We start from the raw sequence: 18772 nt of genomic DNA, 5'->3' as shown, positions 1-18772 counted from the left end.
ACTTAGCGTTTCTGAGGCTGAGAACAGCTGGGAGTATATAAAAGTTATGTCTGTTTCTCTTTATGACAACAAGCATTCAGTGAAGCTTTTGTCTTTACAGTTTATAACTTTTGTTATCCTCAGTGGGGCTTTCTGTGCAAATAGTATAGAATGGGGGGCCTCTGCTCTTGCGGGTGGGTTAGCATGCTGGTTACCTAATATCGTATTTATGCTGCTAGCACACTTTCAGAAAGCAAAAGAAGAGGATGAACCTGTCCGCATTGCCTGGTTCTTTGCATTAGGTGCGGGGCTAAAAGTTGTAACAACGGTCGCTATTTTAGTTGTTGCTTTTGGTGTGTTCAAAGCGTCATTAACACCACTGGGTTTGACCTATTTAGCGGTGCTAATTGTTCAGATTGTTGCACCAGCCGTTTTTAAGCGGTAAGTATTTTTAAACTACAAAAGGGTAAGAGGCATCATGTCTGCATCAGGAGAAGTGATGACTACAAATGAGTACATAGGTCACCACCTGAGAAACCTTCAGTTGGATCTGCGTACCTTTGAGTTGGTCGATCCCCACGCTAGTCCTACGTTTTGGGCGTTGAACATTGATTCGCTTTTTTTCTCGGTAGTTCTCGGGGCTCTGTTCCTGTGGCTATTTAGAAAAGTTGCTGTTAATGCGACTAGTGGCGTACCCGGTAAGTTACAGACTGCAATAGAACTGATCATTGGTTTCGTTGATAACACAGTCCGTGATATGTATCACGGTAAGAGCAAAGTTATTGCCCCTCTGGCATTAACGGTGTTCGTCTGGGTATTTCTAATGAACCTTCTGGATTTACTCCCTATCGATTTCATTCCGTACATTGGTGAGCATTATTTAGGTTTGCCGGCTCTGCGTATTGTTCCAACAGCAGACGTCAGCATCACTATGTCGATGGCGATTGGTGTGTTTATCCTAATCCTTTTCTACAGCATCAAAATGAAAGGAATTGGCGGATTTACAAAAGAGTTGACTCTTCAACCTTTTAATCATCCTGTTTTTATTCCGGTCAACTTGATTCTTGAAGGGGTAAGCCTGCTGTCAAAACCTGTATCACTCGGTCTGCGACTGTTTGGTAACATGTATGCAGGTGAATTGATCTTTATTCTTATCGCGGCACTGTTACCGTGGTGGTCACAGTGGTTGTTAAGCCTACCTTGGGCTATCTTCCACATACTGATTATTACGCTACAAGCCTTTATTTTTATGGTTCTGACCGTTGTCTATCTATCGATGGCATCAGAAGAACATTAATTTCACAATCAATATTTGTATTAACTGAAACAAACTGGAGACTGTCATGGAAAACCTGAGTATGGATCTGCTGTACATGGCTGCTGCTATTATGATGGGCTTAGCGGCGATCGGTGCTGCGATCGGTATCGGCATCCTAGGTGGTAAATTTTTAGAAGGTGCTGCTCGTCAGCCGGATTTAATCCCTCTGCTGCGTACACAGTTCTTTATCGTAATGGGTCTTGTTGATGCTATTCCGATGATTGCTGTTGGTCTGGGTCTGTATGTAATGTTCGCTGTTGCTGGCTAATTAAGAACACTAAGAACATTAACTCATTAACTAACAAGAGGTATTGTCTGTGAATCTAAATGCAACAATCCTCGGCCAGGCTATCGCGTTTGTCCTGTTTGTTTTGTTCTGTATGAAGTATGTATGGCCACCAATTATGGCGGCCATAGAAAAACGTCAAAAAGAAATTGCTGACGGTTTATCTTCCGCAGAACGTGCTAAAAAGAACCTGGAACTGGCGCAAACCGACGCAACCGACCGAATGAAAAAAGCGAAAGCAGATGCTCAAGTCATCCTTGAACAAGCGAATAAACAACGCAATCAAATGATTGAAGAAGCTAAAGCTGAAGCTGAAACTGAACGTGCTAAGATCGTTGCACAAGCTCAAGCAGAGATCGACGCTGAGCGTAAACGTGCGCGTGAAGAGTTACGTAAACAGGTTGCGATGCTTGCTGTCGCAGGTGCCGAGAAAATCATCGAACGTTCCGTGGATGAAGCTGCTAACAGCGACATCGTTGATAAACTAGTCGCTGAACTGTAAGGAGGGAGGGGCATGTCTGAAATCGCTACTGTAGCTCGCCCCTACGCCAAAGCAGCTTTTGACTTTGCTGTGGAAAACCAGTCTGTTGAAAAATGGCAGAATATGCTGGCCTTCACCTCTGAGGTGACGCGCAATGAACAGGTTGGAGAGCTACTTTCTGGTTCTATAGCACCAGAACGATTAGCCAAAACGTTTATCTCTGTTTGTGGAGATGAAATTGACGAGCATGTTCAAAATCTGATTCGTATAATGGCTGAAAATGGGCGCTTAAATGCGCTGCCAGAAGTTCTCGTACAATTTGTTCAATTGCGCGATGCTCTGGAATCAACAATTGAAGTTGATGTTATTTCTTCCACCGAACTGAATGAGCAGCAGTTGGCCAAAATTTCTGCAGCGATGGAAAAACGTCTGTCACGCAAAGTTAAGCTGAATTGCAAAATTGATAAGTCTGTTATTGCTGGAGTGATCATTCGTGCTGGAGACCTCGTTATTGACGGGAGTGTCCGCGGTCGCTTAGAGCGTTTAACTGACGTCTTGCAGTCTTAAGGGGACTGGAGCATATGCAACTGAATTCCACCGAAATCAGCGAACTGATCAAACAGCGTATTGCTCAGTTCGATGTTGTGAGTGAGGCTCACAATGAAGGTACGATTGTTTCCGTCAACGACGGTATTATTCGTATCCACGGCTTAGCCGAAGTCATGCAGGGTGAAATGATCGCGCTGCCTGGCAACCGTTATGCAATTGCACTGAACTTAGAGCGTGACTCTGTAGGTGCGGTTGTTATGGGTCCTTATGCCGATTTGGCAGAAGGGATGAAAGTTAAATGTACTGGTCGTATTCTTGAGGTTCCAGTAGGCCGTGGTCTACTAGGACGTGTTGTGAATACACTGGGTATGCCTATTGATGGTAAAGGTCCAATTGAGAATGACGGCTTTTCACCAGTAGAGGTGATTGCACCGGGTGTTATCGAACGTCAATCGGTTGATCAACCAGTACAAACTGGTTATAAATCAGTCGATGCGATGATTCCAATCGGTCGTGGTCAGCGTGAGCTTATCATCGGTGACCGTCAAACAGGTAAAACTGCTTTGGCAATCGATGCGATCATCAACCAACGTGATTCAGGCATTAAATGTGTGTACGTTGCGATTGGTCAAAAAGCTTCTACTGTTGCTAACGTTGTTCGTAAACTCGAAGAACATGGCGCATTAGCAAATACAATTGTTGTTGTTGCAACTGCATCTGAATCAGCTGCGTTACAATACCTTTCTGCGTATTCTGGCTGTGCAATGGGTGAATATTTCCGTGACCGCGGTGAAGATGCTCTGATCGTTTATGATGATCTGTCTAAACAAGCGGTTGCGTATCGTCAAATTTCCCTGTTGCTACGTCGTCCACCAGGACGTGAAGCATACCCAGGTGATGTTTTCTATCTGCATTCACGTTTACTTGAGCGTGCAGCTCGTGTTAATGCTGAATATGTTGAAGACTTTACTAAAGGTGAAGTTAAAGGCCAAACAGGTTCATTGACAGCTCTGCCTATCATTGAAACTCAAGGCGGTGACGTTTCTGCATTCGTACCGACTAACGTAATTTCAATTACTGATGGTCAGATCTTCCTGGAATCTAACTTGTTTAACTCTGGTATTCGTCCAGCAGTTAACCCAGGTATTTCAGTATCTCGTGTTGGTGGTGCTGCTCAGACTAAAATTATCAAGAAATTGTCTGGTGGTATCCGTACAGCACTTGCTCAATATCGTGAATTGGCAGCATTTGCTCAGTTTGCATCTGACCTTGATGACGCAACTCGTAAACAGTTGAGCCACGGTCAAAAAGTAACTGAATTGCTGAAACAAAAACAATATGCACCTATGTCAGTAGCAGAACAAGCATTGTCTCTGTTTGCTGCAGAACGTGGCTATTTGGAAGATGTTGAGTTAGCGAAAATTGGTCCATTTGAAGCAGCATTAGTTTCTTATGCACTGCGCGAGCACGCTGACCTTATGAATGAAATCGGCCAGGCTGGTAACTATAACGATGATATCGAAGCTAAGTTGAAAAACCTACTCGATACATTTAAAGCAACTCAGTCCTGGTAATACTATTCGGCCCATGAATTTTAATGGGCCGTCTGGTTAATAAGGAGAAGCAGAAATGGCCGGCGCAAAAGAGATACGTTCCAAGATTGCCAGCGTGCAAAACACGCAAAAGATCACTAAAGCGATGGAAATGGTCGCAGCGTCCAAAATGCGTAAAACGCAGGAACGCATGGCTGCCAGTCGTCCTTATGCTGAAACTATGCGTAGTGTGATTGGTCACTTAGCTTTAGGTAATCTGGAATATAAACATCCATATCTCGAAGAGCGTGAAGTTAAACGTGTCGGGTATTTGGTTGTTTCAACTGACCGTGGTCTATGTGGTGGCTTGAACATTAACTTGTTCAAAAAGCTACTCGCTGATATGAAGTCATGGTCTGAAAAAAATGTTCAGGTTGATTTGGCTTTAATCGGTTCTAAAGCAGTTTCATTCTTTGCTTCTGTTGGCGGCAATGTCGTGACACAAGTAACAGGAATGGGGGATAACCCAACTCTGCAAGATCTGATTGGTCCAGTTAACTCTATGCTACAAGCCTATGATGAAGGGCGTTTGGATAAACTGTATGTGGTGACCAATAAGTTCATCAATACAATGTCTCAAGAACCGACTATTCTTCAAGTTCTACCATTGCCACCAAGCAATGATGAAACATTGAAGAAAAAATCTTGGGATTATATATATGAACCCGATCCTAAGACGTTGCTGGATACCCTGCTGCGTCGTTATATCGAGTCGCAGGTTTATCAGGGCGTCGTTGAAAACCTGGCTAGTGAGCAGGCCGCACGAATGGTAGCGATGAAAGCAGCTACTGATAATGGTGGAAACCTGATCAAAGAGTTGCAGTTGGTTTACAACAAAGCTCGTCAGGCTAGCATTACTCAGGAGCTTACCGAAATTGTTTCAGGTGCTTCCGCGGTTTAACAGCTAGGTTTACGAATTACGTAGAGGATTCAAGATGGCTACTGGAAAGATTATCCAGGTAATCGGCGCCGTTGTGGACGTCGAGTTCCCTCAAGATAACGTACCTAAAGTGTACGATGCTCTTGAGGTTATGAACGGTAAAGAAAAACTGGTGTTGGAAGTTCAACAACAGTTAGGCGGTGGTGTTGTTCGTTGTATCGCAATGGGTACATCGGATGGTTTAAGCCGTGGCTTAGATGTAACAGATTTAGAGCACCCAATTGAAGTACCAGTAGGTAAAGCAACTCTAGGACGTATTATGAACGTTCTGGGTGATCCTATTGATATGAAAGGTGACATCGGCGAAGAAGAGCGTTGGTCTATTCACCGTGCAGCACCAAGCTACGAAGAACTTTCAAGTTCTACAGAACTCCTTGAAACCGGTATCAAAGTAATGGACTTAATCTGTCCATTCGCGAAAGGTGGTAAAGTTGGTCTGTTTGGTGGTGCGGGTGTTGGTAAAACCGTTAACATGATGGAACTTATCCGTAACATCGCGATTGAACACTCAGGCTACTCCGTATTTGCGGGTGTGGGTGAGCGTACTCGTGAAGGTAACGACTTCTATCATGAAATGACAGATTCTAACGTTTTAGACAAAGTATCATTGGTTTATGGTCAGATGAATGAGCCACCAGGAAACCGTCTGCGTGTTGCTTTGACTGGTCTAACTATGGCGGAAAAATTCCGTGATGAAGGCCGTGATGTTCTGTTATTCGTTGATAACATCTACCGTTATACACTAGCGGGTACAGAAGTATCTGCTCTGTTAGGTCGTATGCCATCAGCAGTAGGTTATCAGCCAACTCTGGCAGAAGAGATGGGTGTTCTTCAAGAACGTATCACTTCTACTAAGACGGGTTCTATCACCTCTGTACAAGCGGTTTATGTACCTGCGGATGACTTAACTGACCCATCACCAGCAACAACCTTTGCTCATTTGGACGCAACTGTGGTTCTAAGCCGTCAAATCGCATCTTTGGGTATTTACCCTGCGGTTGACCCACTGGATTCTACTAGCCGTCAGCTTGACCCTCTCATTGTTGGTCAAGAGCACTATGATGTTGCACGTGGCGTTCAATCTATCCTTCAACGTTACCAAGAACTGAAAGATATCATTGCAATTTTGGGTATGGATGAATTGTCAGAAGATGACAAACTGGTTGTTGCTCGTGCTCGTAAGATCCAGCGCTTCCTGTCTCAACCATTCTTCGTTGCAGAAGTCTTTACGGGTTCACCGGGTAAATTCGTTTCTCTGAAAGACACCATCCGTGGTTTCGGTGGTATTCTTAATGGTGATTATGACCACCTGCCAGAGCAAGCGTTCTACATGGTTGGTACCATTGAAGAAGCTGTGGAAAAAGCGAAAAAGCTTTAATCTGGCTGACGGGAGGTTGATATGGTAGCTGCAATGACATACCACCTGACTGTTGTCAGTGCTGAAAAACAGATGTTTGATGGACTGGTACAAAAAGTTCAGGTGACTGGTAGTGAAGGTGAGCTTGGTATTTATCCACAGCATACCCCGCTGCTGACTGCCATAAAACCGGGCATGGTGCGTATAACTAAGCAATTTGGTGAAGAAGAGCTAATTTACCTCTCTGGTGGTATTTTAGAAGTTCAACCAAATGGTGTTATCGTACTGGCTGATACAGCGATCCGTGGTAAAGATTTAGATGAAGCGCGTGCGCTAGAATCTAAACGTAGAGCGGAAGAACACGTCCGTAAAGCGCACGGCGATGTGGATTATGCTCAGGCATCAGCAGAACTTGCAAAAGCAATTGCGAAACTTCGAGTTATCGAGTTGACGAAAAAGCTAATGTAAAGCTAGCGCTGTTATTTGAATGATAAGTTATCAAAATTTGAATAATGGCGTATAGATTGAATGAAAAGCCAGTTAGTTTGCACTAACTGGCTTTTTTATTTGAGCGAAATATGTAGTATTTTAAGTTAGAAATAGGTTTACTTTCACCCCAAGTTTGGAGTTTCAGGAAATTATGACAGTGCAAAGAAAAAGTGTTGTCATTCTTGCGGCCGGAAAAGGCACAAGAATGTATTCAGAGTTGCCAAAAGTCCTGCATTTGTTAGCAGGTAAGCCAATGGTTCAGCATGTTATTGATACTGCTAAATCAGTAGGGGCATCAGACATTCACCTTGTATATGGTCATGGTGGTGATTTACTGAAAGAAAAATTGGGTGAGCAAAATCTAAATTGGGTCTTGCAAGCTGAGCAACTTGGTACAGGTCATGCGATGCAGCAGGCTGCACCAAGTTTTCATGATGATGAAGATGTCATCATGTTATATGGTGATGTTCCATTAATTGCGAAAGATACTTTGCAACGCCTCATTGAAGTTAAGCCAGAAGGTGGTATTGGCTTACTGACAGTCATTTTAGATAACCCAACAGGTTATGGCCGCATTATTCGTGAAAATGGTAATGTGGTGGGAATTATTGAGCAGAAAGATGCTTCAGAAGAGCAGCGTAAGATCCAAGAAATCAATACAGGGATCATGGTTGCAAGTGGTAAAGACTTTAAACGCTGGTTATCCCAATTAGACAATAATAATGCCCAAGGTGAATATTATATCACTGATATTATTGCATTAGCTCACAAAGAGGGGAACAAAATTGAAACTGTTCACCCAAGTCGTCTTAGTGAGATGGAGGGCGTAAATAATCGCCTACAGCTTGCTGCGCTTGAGCGTATTTATCAAAAAGAGCAAGCAGAAAAACTGCTGCTTGCGGGTGTTATGCTGATTGATCCTGAACGCTTTGATATTCGCGGAACATTAACGCATGGTCGCGATATTATTATTGATACTAATGTGATTATTGAAGGAAATGTCACGTTAGGTAACAACGTCCATATTCAATCTGGCTGTATTCTAAAGAACTGTGTTATTGGTGATAATTCAGTTATCAGCCCATATTCAGTGATAGAAAATTCTGAATTATCAACTGAATGTACAGTTGGTCCTTTTGCTCGCTTACGCCCTGGTGCTAAATTGGCGGCAAAATCGCACGTTGGCAACTTTGTGGAAATGAAGAATGCTTCATTAGGACAAGGCTCCAAAGCGGGTCACTTAACTTACTTAGGTGATGCACAGATTGGCGATAATGTGAATATTGGTGCAGGAACCATAACTTGTAACTATGACGGTGCGAATAAATCGAAAACTGTTATTGGCGATGATGTATTCGTCGGCTCTGATACTCAATTTATTGCACCAGTTTCAATCGCTAATGGTGCGACAATTGGCGCGGGTACAACGGTTACTCGAGATGTCAATGAAGGCGAGTTAGTTGTTAGCCGCGTTAAACAAGTACATATAAAAAACTGGCATCGCCCAGCGAAGAAAAAATAAAATTTTAAGGGGGAGACAACGTTTCTCCTCTATAAGCGTTAAAAATATAAAAAGTGCTCAAAATAACTTAATTTGTCGGTTGTTAATGACACTATTCTTTTTAAGATTCAGGATAGTTGAATAACAAACAGCAAGTTAATGAATGAAGAGTCAATAACCCCCATCTCTACAAGGCTAGGGGGACAGCAAAAGCTGTATAACAATCAGGTGGCGACACTATCAGGGCAAAAGCCCTTTTGTTTAGGAATAAATTTATATGTGTGGAATTGTAGGTGCTGTCGCACAACGTGATATCGCAGAAATTCTAATTGAAGGTCTCCGTCGTCTTGAATATCGTGGTTATGATTCAGCAGGTCTTGCTGTTGTTGACCAAGAAGGACATCTCCAGCGTTTACGTGAAGTTGGTAAAGTGCAAATGCTGGCGGAAGAAGCTGAGAAAACGCCAGTATTTGGTGGAACAGGGATCGCGCATACTCGTTGGGCTACGCATGGCGTTCCAAGTGAACGTAATGCACACCCTCATACTTCTGAATATATTGCTGTTGTTCATAATGGGATCATTGAAAACTATCAAGAGCTCAAAGAAGAACTTAAAAAACTGGGTTATGTTTTTAGTTCTGAAACAGACACAGAAGTCATTGCTCACCTTGTTCATCATGAACAACAAAAAGGTGGCTCATTAATTGAAGTTGTTCAACGGGTTATTCCGCAATTACGCGGTGCGTATGGCACTGTTATTATGGATAGCCGTATACCTGAATTACTTGTTGCGGCTCGCTCTGGAAGCCCATTAGTCATTGGTTTAGGTGTTGGTGAAAACTTCTTAGCATCAGACCAACTTGCTTTGTTACCAGTGACGCGTCGCTTTATGTACCTTGAAGAAGGGGATATTGCAGAGATCACTCGTCGCTCTGTCCGCATTTTTGATCATCAAGGTCAAGAAGTAGAACGTGAGCAAATTGAATCAAGTGTTCAATATGATGCTGGTGATAAAGGCGTTTATCGCCATTACATGCAAAAAGAGATCTATGAGCAACCAATGGCTATCAAAAACACCTTAGAAGGTCATTTTAATAAAGATAATGGCATTGATCTCAGTGAATTAGGTGCATCTGCACAAGAAACTCTTTCAAAAGTTGAGCATATTCAGATTGTTGCTTGTGGGACTTCTTATAACGCAGGTATGGTTGCGCGTTATTGGTTTGAATCACTTGCGGGTATTCCATGTGATGTTGAAATTGCATCTGAATACCGTTACCGCAACCCAGCTTATCGCAAAAATAGCTTGATGATCACACTGTCTCAGTCAGGTGAAACTGCAGATACATTGGCTGCTCTGCGTTTATCAAAAGATTTAGGCTACCTAACCTCTTTAGCAATTTGTAACGTTGCTGGTTCTTCATTAGTTCGCGAATCTGATTTTGCGCTAATGACAAAAGCAGGTGCTGAAATTGGTGTTGCTTCAACAAAAGCATTTACTACTCAGTTAACTGTTTTGTTGATGCTGGTGGCTTACATGGGGCGTTTAAAAGGTGCAGCGCCTGAACTTGAAGAGAATATTGCTCATGCGCTGCATGCATTGCCTGCACGTATTGAAAGTATGTTATCTCAAGATAAAGTTATTGAAGCATTAGCGGAAGATTTCTCAGATAAAAACCATGCGCTATTTTTAGGTCGTGGTGACCAATACCCTATTGCTGTTGAGGGTGCTTTAAAATTAAAAGAGATATCTTATATTCATGCAGAGGCTTATGCAGCTGGTGAATTAAAACATGGTCCTTTGGCTCTAATTGATGCTGATATGCCAGTGATTATCATTGCGCCTAATAATGAATTGTTGGAAAAACTAAAATCCAACATTGAGGAAGTTCGTGCTCGTGGTGGCTTACTGTATGTCTTTGCCGATCAAGATGCGGGTTTTCAAGCAAGTGAAAATATGAAAATTATTTCTCTACCACATGTTGAAGAACTGATTGCTCCTATTTTCTATACTGTACCTTTGCAACTTCTGTCTTACCATGTTGCTTTGATCAAAGGGACAGATGTTGACCAACCACGTAACTTAGCTAAATCTGTGACTGTAGAATAAAATCAACAGTTAGCTATGCTAAGTTGACGACTTAGGTTATCGAATACCCAGTGAAATTTACTGGGTATTTTACTTTATGGGTAAAGCCCAAAAGAAAGTTACTTTTTAGCTGAAATCAAAATATCAGCCATATCTTTAAACATATCATCCCACTCATGTTCATCTATATTCATAAACCCAAAATAGCGAAGCATAAAAGCACCTTCTGTCGCTAGAAACATCAGTCTGGCACGTTTACCTGAAGGTGTTGTGGTATCTAAATTATCTAGTCGGCTGCGATACCATTCGCGAGTGCTCTCTAAATATTCAGGTGTTTGTAATAATGACGCCATCAGTGTTGCTCCTTTGGCGATGGCTACTTTGTCATGTTCGTGAGTGGCTATTCGGTGCGCATTGATTCTATTTTCTGGTGAGTTATCACGCGCGATTTCTCTATCAAAGATTTCATCATAGGTGTGACCCCAACGATCAAACATCGCATCAATCAAAGCATCTTTATTACCAAAGCAGTATTGAACACCTCCTTTTGAGATCCCCATTGCTTTTGCTACAGCATCAATCGTCAGTGCAGCAGCACCTTTACTAATAACAATCTCTTCAGCTGCATCTAATAGCTTATCTCGATCGATAGTTCGTTGACGTCCCATTTATGATTTTCTCCTTTTAAATACGTACGTATGGATTTATATTATAGCGCAGCCATAAATAAATGGCGATTATATAGACTTATAGAGATGATTTTATGCTAGCTGATTATAAACGCTGGATTATTTTACTTTTAATTTCAAGTGTACTTTTTCTAATTGTTGTCGATGTGACTGTTTTGTATACAGCACTGCCTAAACTGACCCATGATTTACAAGCAACAGCTTCTGAAAAGCTATGGGTGATGAATGCTTATCCTTTGGTTGTCGCGGGTTTATTGCCAGCAACGGGGATGCTAAGTGACCGTATTGGTCACAAGACCCTGTTTCTTGCTGGACTGCCCTTATTTGCTTTAGCGTCATTATGGGCTGCATTTTCTCCTACAGCCACCAGCTTGATTTTATCGAGGGGGTTTCTTGCTGTGGGAGCAGCAATGAGCATGCCAGCAACATTATCTATTGTTAGACATGTTTTTATTAATGCTAAAGAGCGTGCATTAGCAATTGGGATTTGGTCTGCTGTTGCCTCTGGAGGAGCAGCGCTTGGACCATTAATTGGAGGTATGCTTCTTAATCATTTTTGGTGGGGATCTGTTTTCTTAATTAATGTGCCAATTGTGTTATTGGTTATCCCTTTTGCTTATTACCTCATTCCTAAATGTGGTGGGAAAAATAAGCAAAAGATTGATTATATTGGCTCGATTATTGTCCTTATTGGGTTAATTAGTAGCATTTATGCAATAAAAGAACTTGGCAAGCCTTATTCTAATTGGTGGGCGATAGCAATTGCGGGGGGATTGGGGTTTTATTTTTAGTTATCTTTAGCCATAGGCAGATAGTATCCAGTTCTCCAATGATTGATTTCAAATTGTTTTCAAATCCACAATTTAGTGCGGGCATTGTCATTGCAATGCTATCTATGATTATTATTGTTGGCATTGAGTTATTGTTAAGCCAAAGATTGCAGCTAGTCATGGGATTCACACCCCTTCATGCTGCTCTTTATATCATACCAATTCCTATTGCATCTGTTTTAGCTGGCCCACTTACTGGGGCTATTTTGCATAAAATAGGTGAAAGGCGTTTAACTATCTTTGGGTTAATTTGTACATTAGCGGGTGTGATTGGTTTGACTTTTGTGTATCAAACATCAACAGGATTGACGCTATTTACATTTTTATTATTAATTGGTTTTGGAATAGGAATGTTATTTACAATCGCATCAACTGCGGTGATGTTAAATGCACCTGATGAAAAGGCTGGGGTTGCTGCTTCTGTTGAATCAGTGGCTTATGAATTAGGTAGTGTGCTTGGTGTTACTTTTATGGGCGGACTTATGAGTGCCATCTATATGATAAAATTGTCATTACCAGACCAATTAATTGTTAATAATAAAGTTTATGATAGCCTTGATGAAGCACTAATAATATCTGAACATCTTCCAGAAAAAAGCGCTCATATTTTGATAAATCAATCGTATATTGCTTTTGACCAAGCATTTTCTGGTGTCATGATCGCAACAATAGCTATTTTGGTACTGAGTATTCTATTTATTCCACACTTCTTTCGTAAAAACTAATATAAAAATAAGTGGGAGTAATAATATTAGCTACTCCCTCTTATTGATCATCTCATAACAACTATTTATTGGAGCGTAACACAATAAAACCAGGTTTAGTGCTTATGTAATCAACAAAAGGTGTATCGACAACTTTCATATTTTTAGCTAATGAAGAGGCATTGCGATAGAAAACTTGATTGTTTTCTTTTATGACAATACCGGTATGAGAAACATCTAAGCCATTTAATGGCGAATAAACGCCAATGTAGTCACCCGTTTGTAGATTATCAAGAATGGCTTGGTTGATCTCTTTTCCCGGAATATAGGTGATTGTGCGAGGCATTATTCCTAACCCTTTAATATATTCACTTCCGTCTGTTTTTTGATTTAATTGCTTGTTTACATTGATGTAATTTGAGCTAATTGTTGTTGTGACGTTGCGCGTATTTTTAGGTAATACAGAGTACCAATCAGTAAAAAAGTGTTTTCTTGCATAATAGGTTAAGCGGCGGCAAAAGTAACCTTGGGCGATGAGTAATCCCCATAAACCAAAAATCCAGCCACTCGCACCAACATGAATAGCATGGCGGCCGATAAGCCAAACAATAAATCCACTACTTAGAATAATAAACAGTGAAGCGGTAATATATTCCTTAATTGTTCCTCGCAATAACAAGGCACTGAGGATCAGTAAAGGAGGGAGGTTGCTTAATAGATGCCCCCAACTACCATGAATGAAAGGCGCGAAGAGAATGCCAAATAACCCACTAAATGTACGGGGAATAAGGCCAAAAGTGGCTAATGAATAGCCACTTAAACTGTTGATTATTTGGATGGTAATTAATAAACATGTCAGAATAGCTAAAAGTTTAATTCGTAATTTTAGCCATGGTTTTAGCATGATTATTGACCTAGAGCTTGTACACTTTCAACAAGATCAGCAAGTTGAGCCACAACCCGATCACCAATATCCGCATTATCACCACCAAGGGCTTTATTACGCATAAAGTCTTTCTTAATTTGCTGCCAACGGGCTGCATCTTTCTCAGTGAGTTTGCCGCGTATTTCTGCGAGTTTGAGTAAGTTTTCTTCTGCACCTGTTGTCAGTAATTGTGCTTCTCCCAAATAATGATCATCCAATAGATTTTCTAATTCCGCTTCATTCATGACAGATGAAACTTTTTCGCTCAACTTATTCATATTACGGTAACTGCCTTGCAAGCGAAAAGCCGGTTCAGTTCGATATTTATCTGACTGAGCTGCGCTAGAGATATATTGCTGATTTACTTTAAGAACCACATCTCTTAACGTAATCAGGCGTTTGATTACAGCCACAATTTCGCTAATTTCCGCATCTGAATAAGGGTAGCTTAGTGCATTGGTTGAAACTGATTTCCCCATCGCTTTATCAACGAGAAGGTATAAATCATTCAAGTCTCGGAGCGCTAGTGGTGCCAGAACAGGGTTTGATGTCAAACTATTCTCAATATAACTTAGTGCAAAGGCTTCATCCATTCCACCTAAGACTTCCCCAAGGTTATAGATATCTGCACGGTTGGCTAGCATGTCAGGAATACGGAAAACTTCCCCCGATTCTGTATAAGGGTTACCTGCCATGACAACACAGAATTTTTTGCCTCGCATATCATAGGKTTTTGTTTGACCTTTCCAAACACCTTCAATCCGCCTTGTACCATCACACAATGAGATGAATTTTTGGAGGAATTCTGGATGAGTATGTTGTATATCATCAACATATAACATCACATTATTTCCCATTTCGAGCGCTAAATTGAGTTTTTCCAGCTCCTGCCTTGCTGTCGCATTTGGTGCTTGTTCCGGGTCGAGAGACAGCACATCATGGCCTAATGCTGGCCCGTTGACCTTCATAAAAATAAGACCTAAGCGATCAGCCACATATTCCATTAAGGTTGTTTTACCGTAACCGGGTGGCGAAATCATCAGTAATAACCCCATTAAATCGGTACGCTTTCCTTCTCCTAAAGCGCCGATTTGTTTTGCCATATTGTCACCAATAATAGGCAAATAAACGTCATTAATTAGTTTGTTACGAACAAAAGAGCTTAAAGGATGTGCTTTAAATTCATGGAGTTTTAAGCGGCGACGTTCATCATTAGCAATACGCTGACGTAATGCCTGATATTCTCGAAATGCAGGAATAAATTGTTTTCTTTGCCTGCGCATACGGCCGAAATAGTTATCTAAACTTAAAGATAAGGTTTGATTTTCTATTGTTGGATGTTCACCAAGTAATCCACTGACTTTGAAATAGAGATCAACTTCACTGTAACGCGCCGACGAGACCTTATCTAAAATAATGATAGCAATAGCACCCGGAATGTAAGGTGTTAGATGACTAAATTCAGGAACTGAGCACAAACCTTGTAACCAATTTTGAATTAACGCCCAGCGTTGTGCATAACGATTAGCTAAATTCTGTTGCGAACGATTGAAATCAATCCACATATGGGATGCTTCTAAGCGGCTTTGTAATGCGGAGACTAAATCACGTGCATATTTACTGTAAGTGAGTTCAATTGGTGTTCTTGATAAGACAAAGCTCAGATATTCCGCTGCTTGCGTTTGGTAATAACTTTCACAAGGAATAGGATGTTCTTGTAAAAAGAGGCTGATATCGGCTTCTATTTCTGCTTGAAGATCAAGTAAAGCATCATCATTATGGAATAATTGATGAATATTCAGCGCCGTTCGTGCACGTTCAGGCCATAATGCAGGATATTCTTTATTTTGGATACTCTCCCAGAAAATGGCTCCGATTGCGCGTGCTTTTGGGTTATAGCGTAATAAATCAGCACTTTCCCCAACAGGGATCAGCTTTTTGAGTATTGCGATGGCATCATGGTCATGTATCCCTTTTTCATAGCCCTCTTTATAACGCGGTGCAGCGAAATCACGCACAATTTTTTCTAACTTTTCAGGTGATGATAATGCCGTTTTGAGTTGCTCATAGGTGAGATTATTTTGCCGTTTGCTTGCAGCATAAATAATAGAATAGGCTAAGTATTCTGCGCGATAAACTGTCTCTGACTCAGATTCTAAAGTGGCCGTCCAATAAGGTTGTAACTCGGCTAATTGTGGGTTTTCAATAGGTTCTTGAAAATCCGTTCCGGTGAGATATAACCAAAGTTGGTTGTCTTTTGGCAAGATGGTGAGATCAAGCTCTTGGGTGTTGACACTAAAGCGATGGCGAGGTCCTAACTTAATGACATTTCCGCCATCTTCAAAAATATCCGTTTTATCGCGTAATGTTCGAATAGCTTGGTCGCGTGAGGATTTCAAACGAGCATCAATATCATCGGCTTTGACGTTATCATTGAGTTCTCTTAGTTTTTCAATGATTTCACGCGTTTTTAAGGCAAGAGGATCTGAGGCAAAAAAAGCATTTAATTCATCTTGAGATTGTAAGCGCAATGTACGACGCTGCAAACTTTCAAGTAGGCGATCTGCTGCTGTTTGTAAGTTTTGAGCTCGGCGCTGGCGGTCATCAAGTAATGTTTGTTTATGCGATTCGAATGTTTCAAGTAGCTCTTCTCGCTTCGCTAATATGTCATCAAGAAATTCGTCATTATGACTAAATTGGCTCTCAAGTTCTTCTAATTGCACCAATAAACGAGATAACTGATCATCACAACGTTCAGGATCAGTTGAGAGTGAAAGCGCGTTAGTAATACCTTGGCTAAATAAGCGGAATTGCGCGCCAAATTGAGCAACGGTCTCAACACTACTTTGTGCTTTACGCTTTTGTTGTAAACGTGCTCGAGATTGGTTTAATTGCGCGTAAATTTGAGAAATAGCATCAATGATATGTGTTTGTTGTGTGACATCATCAAATTTTAGTGACGCCATTAAATTAGATAACATATCTAAATCAGCTGACATTTTTTCCATGCCAGCCATTGGCACATCAAGTTGAGCACTATTTTGCGCACTTTCCATCTGTTCTTCGAAAGTCGCAAGCTGTGTTCTAAAAGGAAGTAATGCTTTATCACTAGCAAGAAACGCCGCTGTCGCTTGTGACACTCTCTCTTGTGCTTGCGCTATCTCTTCTTCCATCTGATTGAGTTTGCTTAAATCCATATAACGGAATTCACGCAATGTAATCAGATGGCCACGTTGTGTATTGAGATCATTAAGACCATCAACGAATTGTTGAATATCACTCCAGCTTTCTGGCAATGTTAGCGCGAGTAGAGATTTTTGCCGATTAACGGCTTCATTCATGGATTTAGCCGATTGCTGACGAATACTTTCAACTTTTTCATATTCATCTAAGACTAACTCACTTGTTTGAGTTATCTCTTTCAGCAGTTTGCCAATGCCTAAGCATTGTTCTTCATTAAACCAATAATAGATATCAAGTAGGTTTTTGGGTTGCTGGCTAAGTTGCTCATAGCGTGCAACAGAAACATGATTACCTTCTATTTCTTTGGCTATGTATAAAATTTCTGAAATACCACGGACTAAATCGGCATTACCAATACGGCCAAAGAAACCATTTCGAGCGGGTTGCTGATCGGCAAATTCTTCAGAATAAAAAGGAGTTTGCCAAACCTGCATTGGATGAACACGGGTCGCTTCATCTCCCTCACCTTCAAATAGCACCATTTTCCCATCTTCCAGCATGGCATAACCATGACCGATCAGTGGAATTGAGAGCTTTCTTTCAATTAGGTTGTAACTGAAAAGGGCAATTCGACCTTGGTTTGGGGAATAGAAAACATAGAGGACATCTTCACCATTTGGTGAGCGACGTAGACGACGAAAACGCATTCCTTCCATAGGTTGGTCAAATGTTTTGTATTCGCCATTTTGTAAATAGTAACCGCCAGGAAAAATAATACCGTGATCTTCTGGGAGCTGGATACAAGCTTGCCCAATGGCATCAATGCGTTGAACGGATTGAGTCAGTGTGTTGTACACCAAATAGCGCCAGCTATCTTCACGATAAGGTAATATTTTTAATAATATCAGGCTGCCTGTTTGGGCATATTCTATTTGTGCATCATCAAGCGATTGATTTTTATCTAATACCGCTTCACGATAAATGCCTAAACCATCTTCTGTGTTATTTTCACATTTGATGGTTAAATCACCACCAATAGTTTCAACAAATACCGTGTCTAAAATATTGATATGTGGAAAGCGACCATTTACCGCATTTTCTCGGGTTGTTTTAATCCAATCAAAATCATAAGCCGGAGGTAAAGCAATATCTCTTTCACCACGGTTATCAATATAGTCAATTTTTGTTTTATCACTGGAAATAGACCAGCGGAAAACACGCACATCACTGATGCGGTCACCAATTTGAAAACTGGCAAGCAACTTACCATCACGTTCAACTAATTGTAATAACTGTGTATTTTTGTAATAGGTGTACAGTTCAGTGAAGTCTTGTACAAAGCGGGTATCATTGAGGAAAGTGTCTTCATATGGCACCGCTTCAACATCAAATTCACCTTGATTATCAATTAAACGATAGAGTGAAAAAACATCTTCAAGCTGTGTCTCTTTTTTAAGACCAAGGAAAACGTTGTAGCCAAAAAGTAACCACTCACCAACACGGACAATATCTCTTGCTTGGCAATTATTTTCTGTACGAATACGAATACGGCCAATAATATCCATTTGGCTTTGACCAAACTCTTGTAATCGGCTGTCATTCAGTTGTGCGGCTTTTTGATAAAGTTGCTGACCTTGCTCAGTAAGGCGTTTGCGCAAGATTTCATAAGCACCACCTTCTGCGACAGCGCTATCTAATATTTCCTGCTCGTAGTTCGTATCCTGAATTGACATAGCGTTCGAATTTCCTTGGTAAAGCAATGACTCGTTATAGCGAAAATTACAGATAACACCATAATTTTTCGGTATTTTAGTTCTATGTTAGATATGCACTGATGACCAACAAAGCGAGAAAAATGAT

The 18772-nt window shown here is 41.1% G+C and carries 13 protein-coding genes and 3 pseudogenes; 12 read left to right on the top strand and 4 right to left on the bottom strand.

The features are described from left to right. Nucleotides 1-46: 46 nt before the first annotated feature. The 11 genes from atpI (at nt 47) to glmS (ending at nt 10602) form a co-directional block, all read left to right on the top strand. Nucleotides 47-424: a F0F1 ATP synthase subunit I gene (gene atpI / locus OO7_RS01815; RefSeq protein ID WP_008914254.1), complete on the top strand. Its 378-nt coding sequence runs from the start codon at nt 47-49 to the stop codon at nt 422-424. A gap of 33 nt (nt 425-457) precedes the next feature. Beyond that, on the top strand, nt 458-1276 hold the full coding sequence (gene atpB / locus OO7_RS01810) for a F0F1 ATP synthase subunit A (protein WP_008914253.1): 819 nt from the start codon (nt 458-460) through the stop codon (nt 1274-1276). A gap of 46 nt (nt 1277-1322) precedes the next feature. Then, a complete protein-coding gene (atpE, locus tag OO7_RS01805; protein ID WP_008914252.1) occupies nt 1323-1565 on the top strand; it encodes a F0F1 ATP synthase subunit C in 243 nt (80 codons plus the stop codon). A gap of 49 nt (nt 1566-1614) precedes the next feature. Next, a complete protein-coding gene (atpF, locus tag OO7_RS01800; protein ID WP_008914251.1) occupies nt 1615-2085 on the top strand; it encodes a F0F1 ATP synthase subunit B in 471 nt (156 codons plus the stop codon). A gap of 12 nt (nt 2086-2097) precedes the next feature. Continuing rightward, nucleotides 2098-2631, top strand: coding sequence for a F0F1 ATP synthase subunit delta (gene atpH, locus OO7_RS01795; RefSeq protein WP_008914250.1), 534 nt, complete (start codon nt 2098-2100; stop codon nt 2629-2631). 14 nt (nt 2632-2645) lie between these two features. Beyond that, a complete protein-coding gene (gene atpA, locus OO7_RS01790) occupies nt 2646-4187 on the top strand; it encodes a F0F1 ATP synthase subunit alpha (protein WP_008914249.1) in 1542 nt (513 codons plus the stop codon). Between the two features lie 55 nt (nt 4188-4242). Beyond that, nucleotides 4243-5106: a F0F1 ATP synthase subunit gamma gene (atpG, locus tag OO7_RS01785; RefSeq protein WP_008914248.1), complete on the top strand. Its 864-nt coding sequence runs from the start codon at nt 4243-4245 to the stop codon at nt 5104-5106. A 34-nt stretch (nt 5107-5140) separates the two neighbouring features. After that, nucleotides 5141-6523: a F0F1 ATP synthase subunit beta gene (gene atpD / locus OO7_RS01780; protein WP_008914247.1), complete on the top strand. Its 1383-nt coding sequence runs from the start codon at nt 5141-5143 to the stop codon at nt 6521-6523. 21 nt (nt 6524-6544) lie between these two features. Next, nucleotides 6545-6970, top strand: coding sequence for a F0F1 ATP synthase subunit epsilon (locus tag OO7_RS01775; protein WP_043892625.1), 426 nt, complete (start codon nt 6545-6547; stop codon nt 6968-6970). 172 nt (nt 6971-7142) lie between these two features. Next, nucleotides 7143-8513, top strand: coding sequence for a bifunctional UDP-N-acetylglucosamine diphosphorylase/glucosamine-1-phosphate N-acetyltransferase GlmU (gene glmU, locus OO7_RS01770; protein WP_008914245.1), 1371 nt, complete (start codon nt 7143-7145; stop codon nt 8511-8513). Between the two features lie 256 nt (nt 8514-8769). After that, nucleotides 8770-10602: a glutamine--fructose-6-phosphate transaminase (isomerizing) gene (glmS, locus tag OO7_RS01765; RefSeq protein ID WP_008914244.1), complete on the top strand. Its 1833-nt coding sequence runs from the start codon at nt 8770-8772 to the stop codon at nt 10600-10602. Nucleotides 10603-10700: 98 nt separating this feature from the next. Here the strand turns inward: glmS and OO7_RS01760 are convergent, their stop codons facing one another. Continuing rightward, on the bottom strand, nt 10701-11249 hold the full coding sequence (locus OO7_RS01760; protein ID WP_008914243.1) for a TetR/AcrR family transcriptional regulator: 549 nt from the start codon (nt 11247-11249) through the stop codon (nt 10701-10703). Between the two features lie 95 nt (nt 11250-11344). On the opposite strand from OO7_RS01760, the pseudogene OO7_RS01755 reads away from it, so the two are divergent. Further along, nucleotides 11345-12825 (top strand): annotated as a pseudogene (locus OO7_RS01755) (MFS transporter). Between the two features lie 61 nt (nt 12826-12886). Here the strand turns inward: OO7_RS01755 and OO7_RS17600 are convergent. The 3 genes and pseudogenes from OO7_RS17600 to OO7_RS01740 all read right to left on the bottom strand — a co-directional run. Beyond that, nucleotides 12887-13306, bottom strand: a pseudogene (locus tag OO7_RS17600) (N-acetylmuramoyl-L-alanine amidase-like domain-containing protein); the annotation flags it as partial. A 6-nt stretch (nt 13307-13312) separates the two neighbouring features. Beyond that, nucleotides 13313-13708: pseudogene (locus tag OO7_RS17595) on the bottom strand (rhomboid family intramembrane serine protease); the annotation flags it as partial. A 2-nt stretch (nt 13709-13710) separates the two neighbouring features. After that, on the bottom strand, nt 13711-18645 hold the full coding sequence (locus OO7_RS01740; protein ID WP_008914241.1) for a DNA repair ATPase: 4935 nt from the start codon (nt 18643-18645) through the stop codon (nt 13711-13713). Between the last annotated feature and the right edge of the window lie 127 nt (nt 18646-18772).

Source organism: Providencia sneebia DSM 19967, assembly GCF_000314895.2.
Classification (GTDB): Bacteria; Pseudomonadota; Gammaproteobacteria; order Enterobacterales; family Enterobacteriaceae; genus Providencia; species Providencia sneebia.
The sequence above is the reverse complement of the archived record's forward strand: the minus strand, read 5'-3'. Positions and strand labels throughout refer to the sequence as shown.

Coding starts and splice junctions, on each gene's coding strand:
- OO7_RS01760 (WP_008914243.1), bottom strand. CDS start 11,249: ATGGGACGTCAACGAACTATCGATCGAGATAAGCTATTAGATGCAGCT.
- glmS (WP_008914244.1), top strand. CDS start 8,770: ATGTGTGGAATTGTAGGTGCTGTCGCACAACGTGATATCGCAGAAATT.
- atpG (WP_008914248.1), top strand. CDS start 4,243: ATGGCCGGCGCAAAAGAGATACGTTCCAAGATTGCCAGCGTGCAAAAC.
- atpH (WP_008914250.1), top strand. CDS start 2,098: ATGTCTGAAATCGCTACTGTAGCTCGCCCCTACGCCAAAGCAGCTTTT.
- glmU (WP_008914245.1), top strand. CDS start 7,143: ATGACAGTGCAAAGAAAAAGTGTTGTCATTCTTGCGGCCGGAAAAGGC.
- atpB (WP_008914253.1), top strand. CDS start 458: ATGTCTGCATCAGGAGAAGTGATGACTACAAATGAGTACATAGGTCAC.
- atpD (WP_008914247.1), top strand. CDS start 5,141: ATGGCTACTGGAAAGATTATCCAGGTAATCGGCGCCGTTGTGGACGTC.
- atpI (WP_008914254.1), top strand. CDS start 47: ATGTCTGTTTCTCTTTATGACAACAAGCATTCAGTGAAGCTTTTGTCT.
- atpA (WP_008914249.1), top strand. CDS start 2,646: ATGCAACTGAATTCCACCGAAATCAGCGAACTGATCAAACAGCGTATT.
- atpE (WP_008914252.1), top strand. CDS start 1,323: ATGGAAAACCTGAGTATGGATCTGCTGTACATGGCTGCTGCTATTATG.
- OO7_RS01775 (WP_043892625.1), top strand. CDS start 6,545: ATGGTAGCTGCAATGACATACCACCTGACTGTTGTCAGTGCTGAAAAA.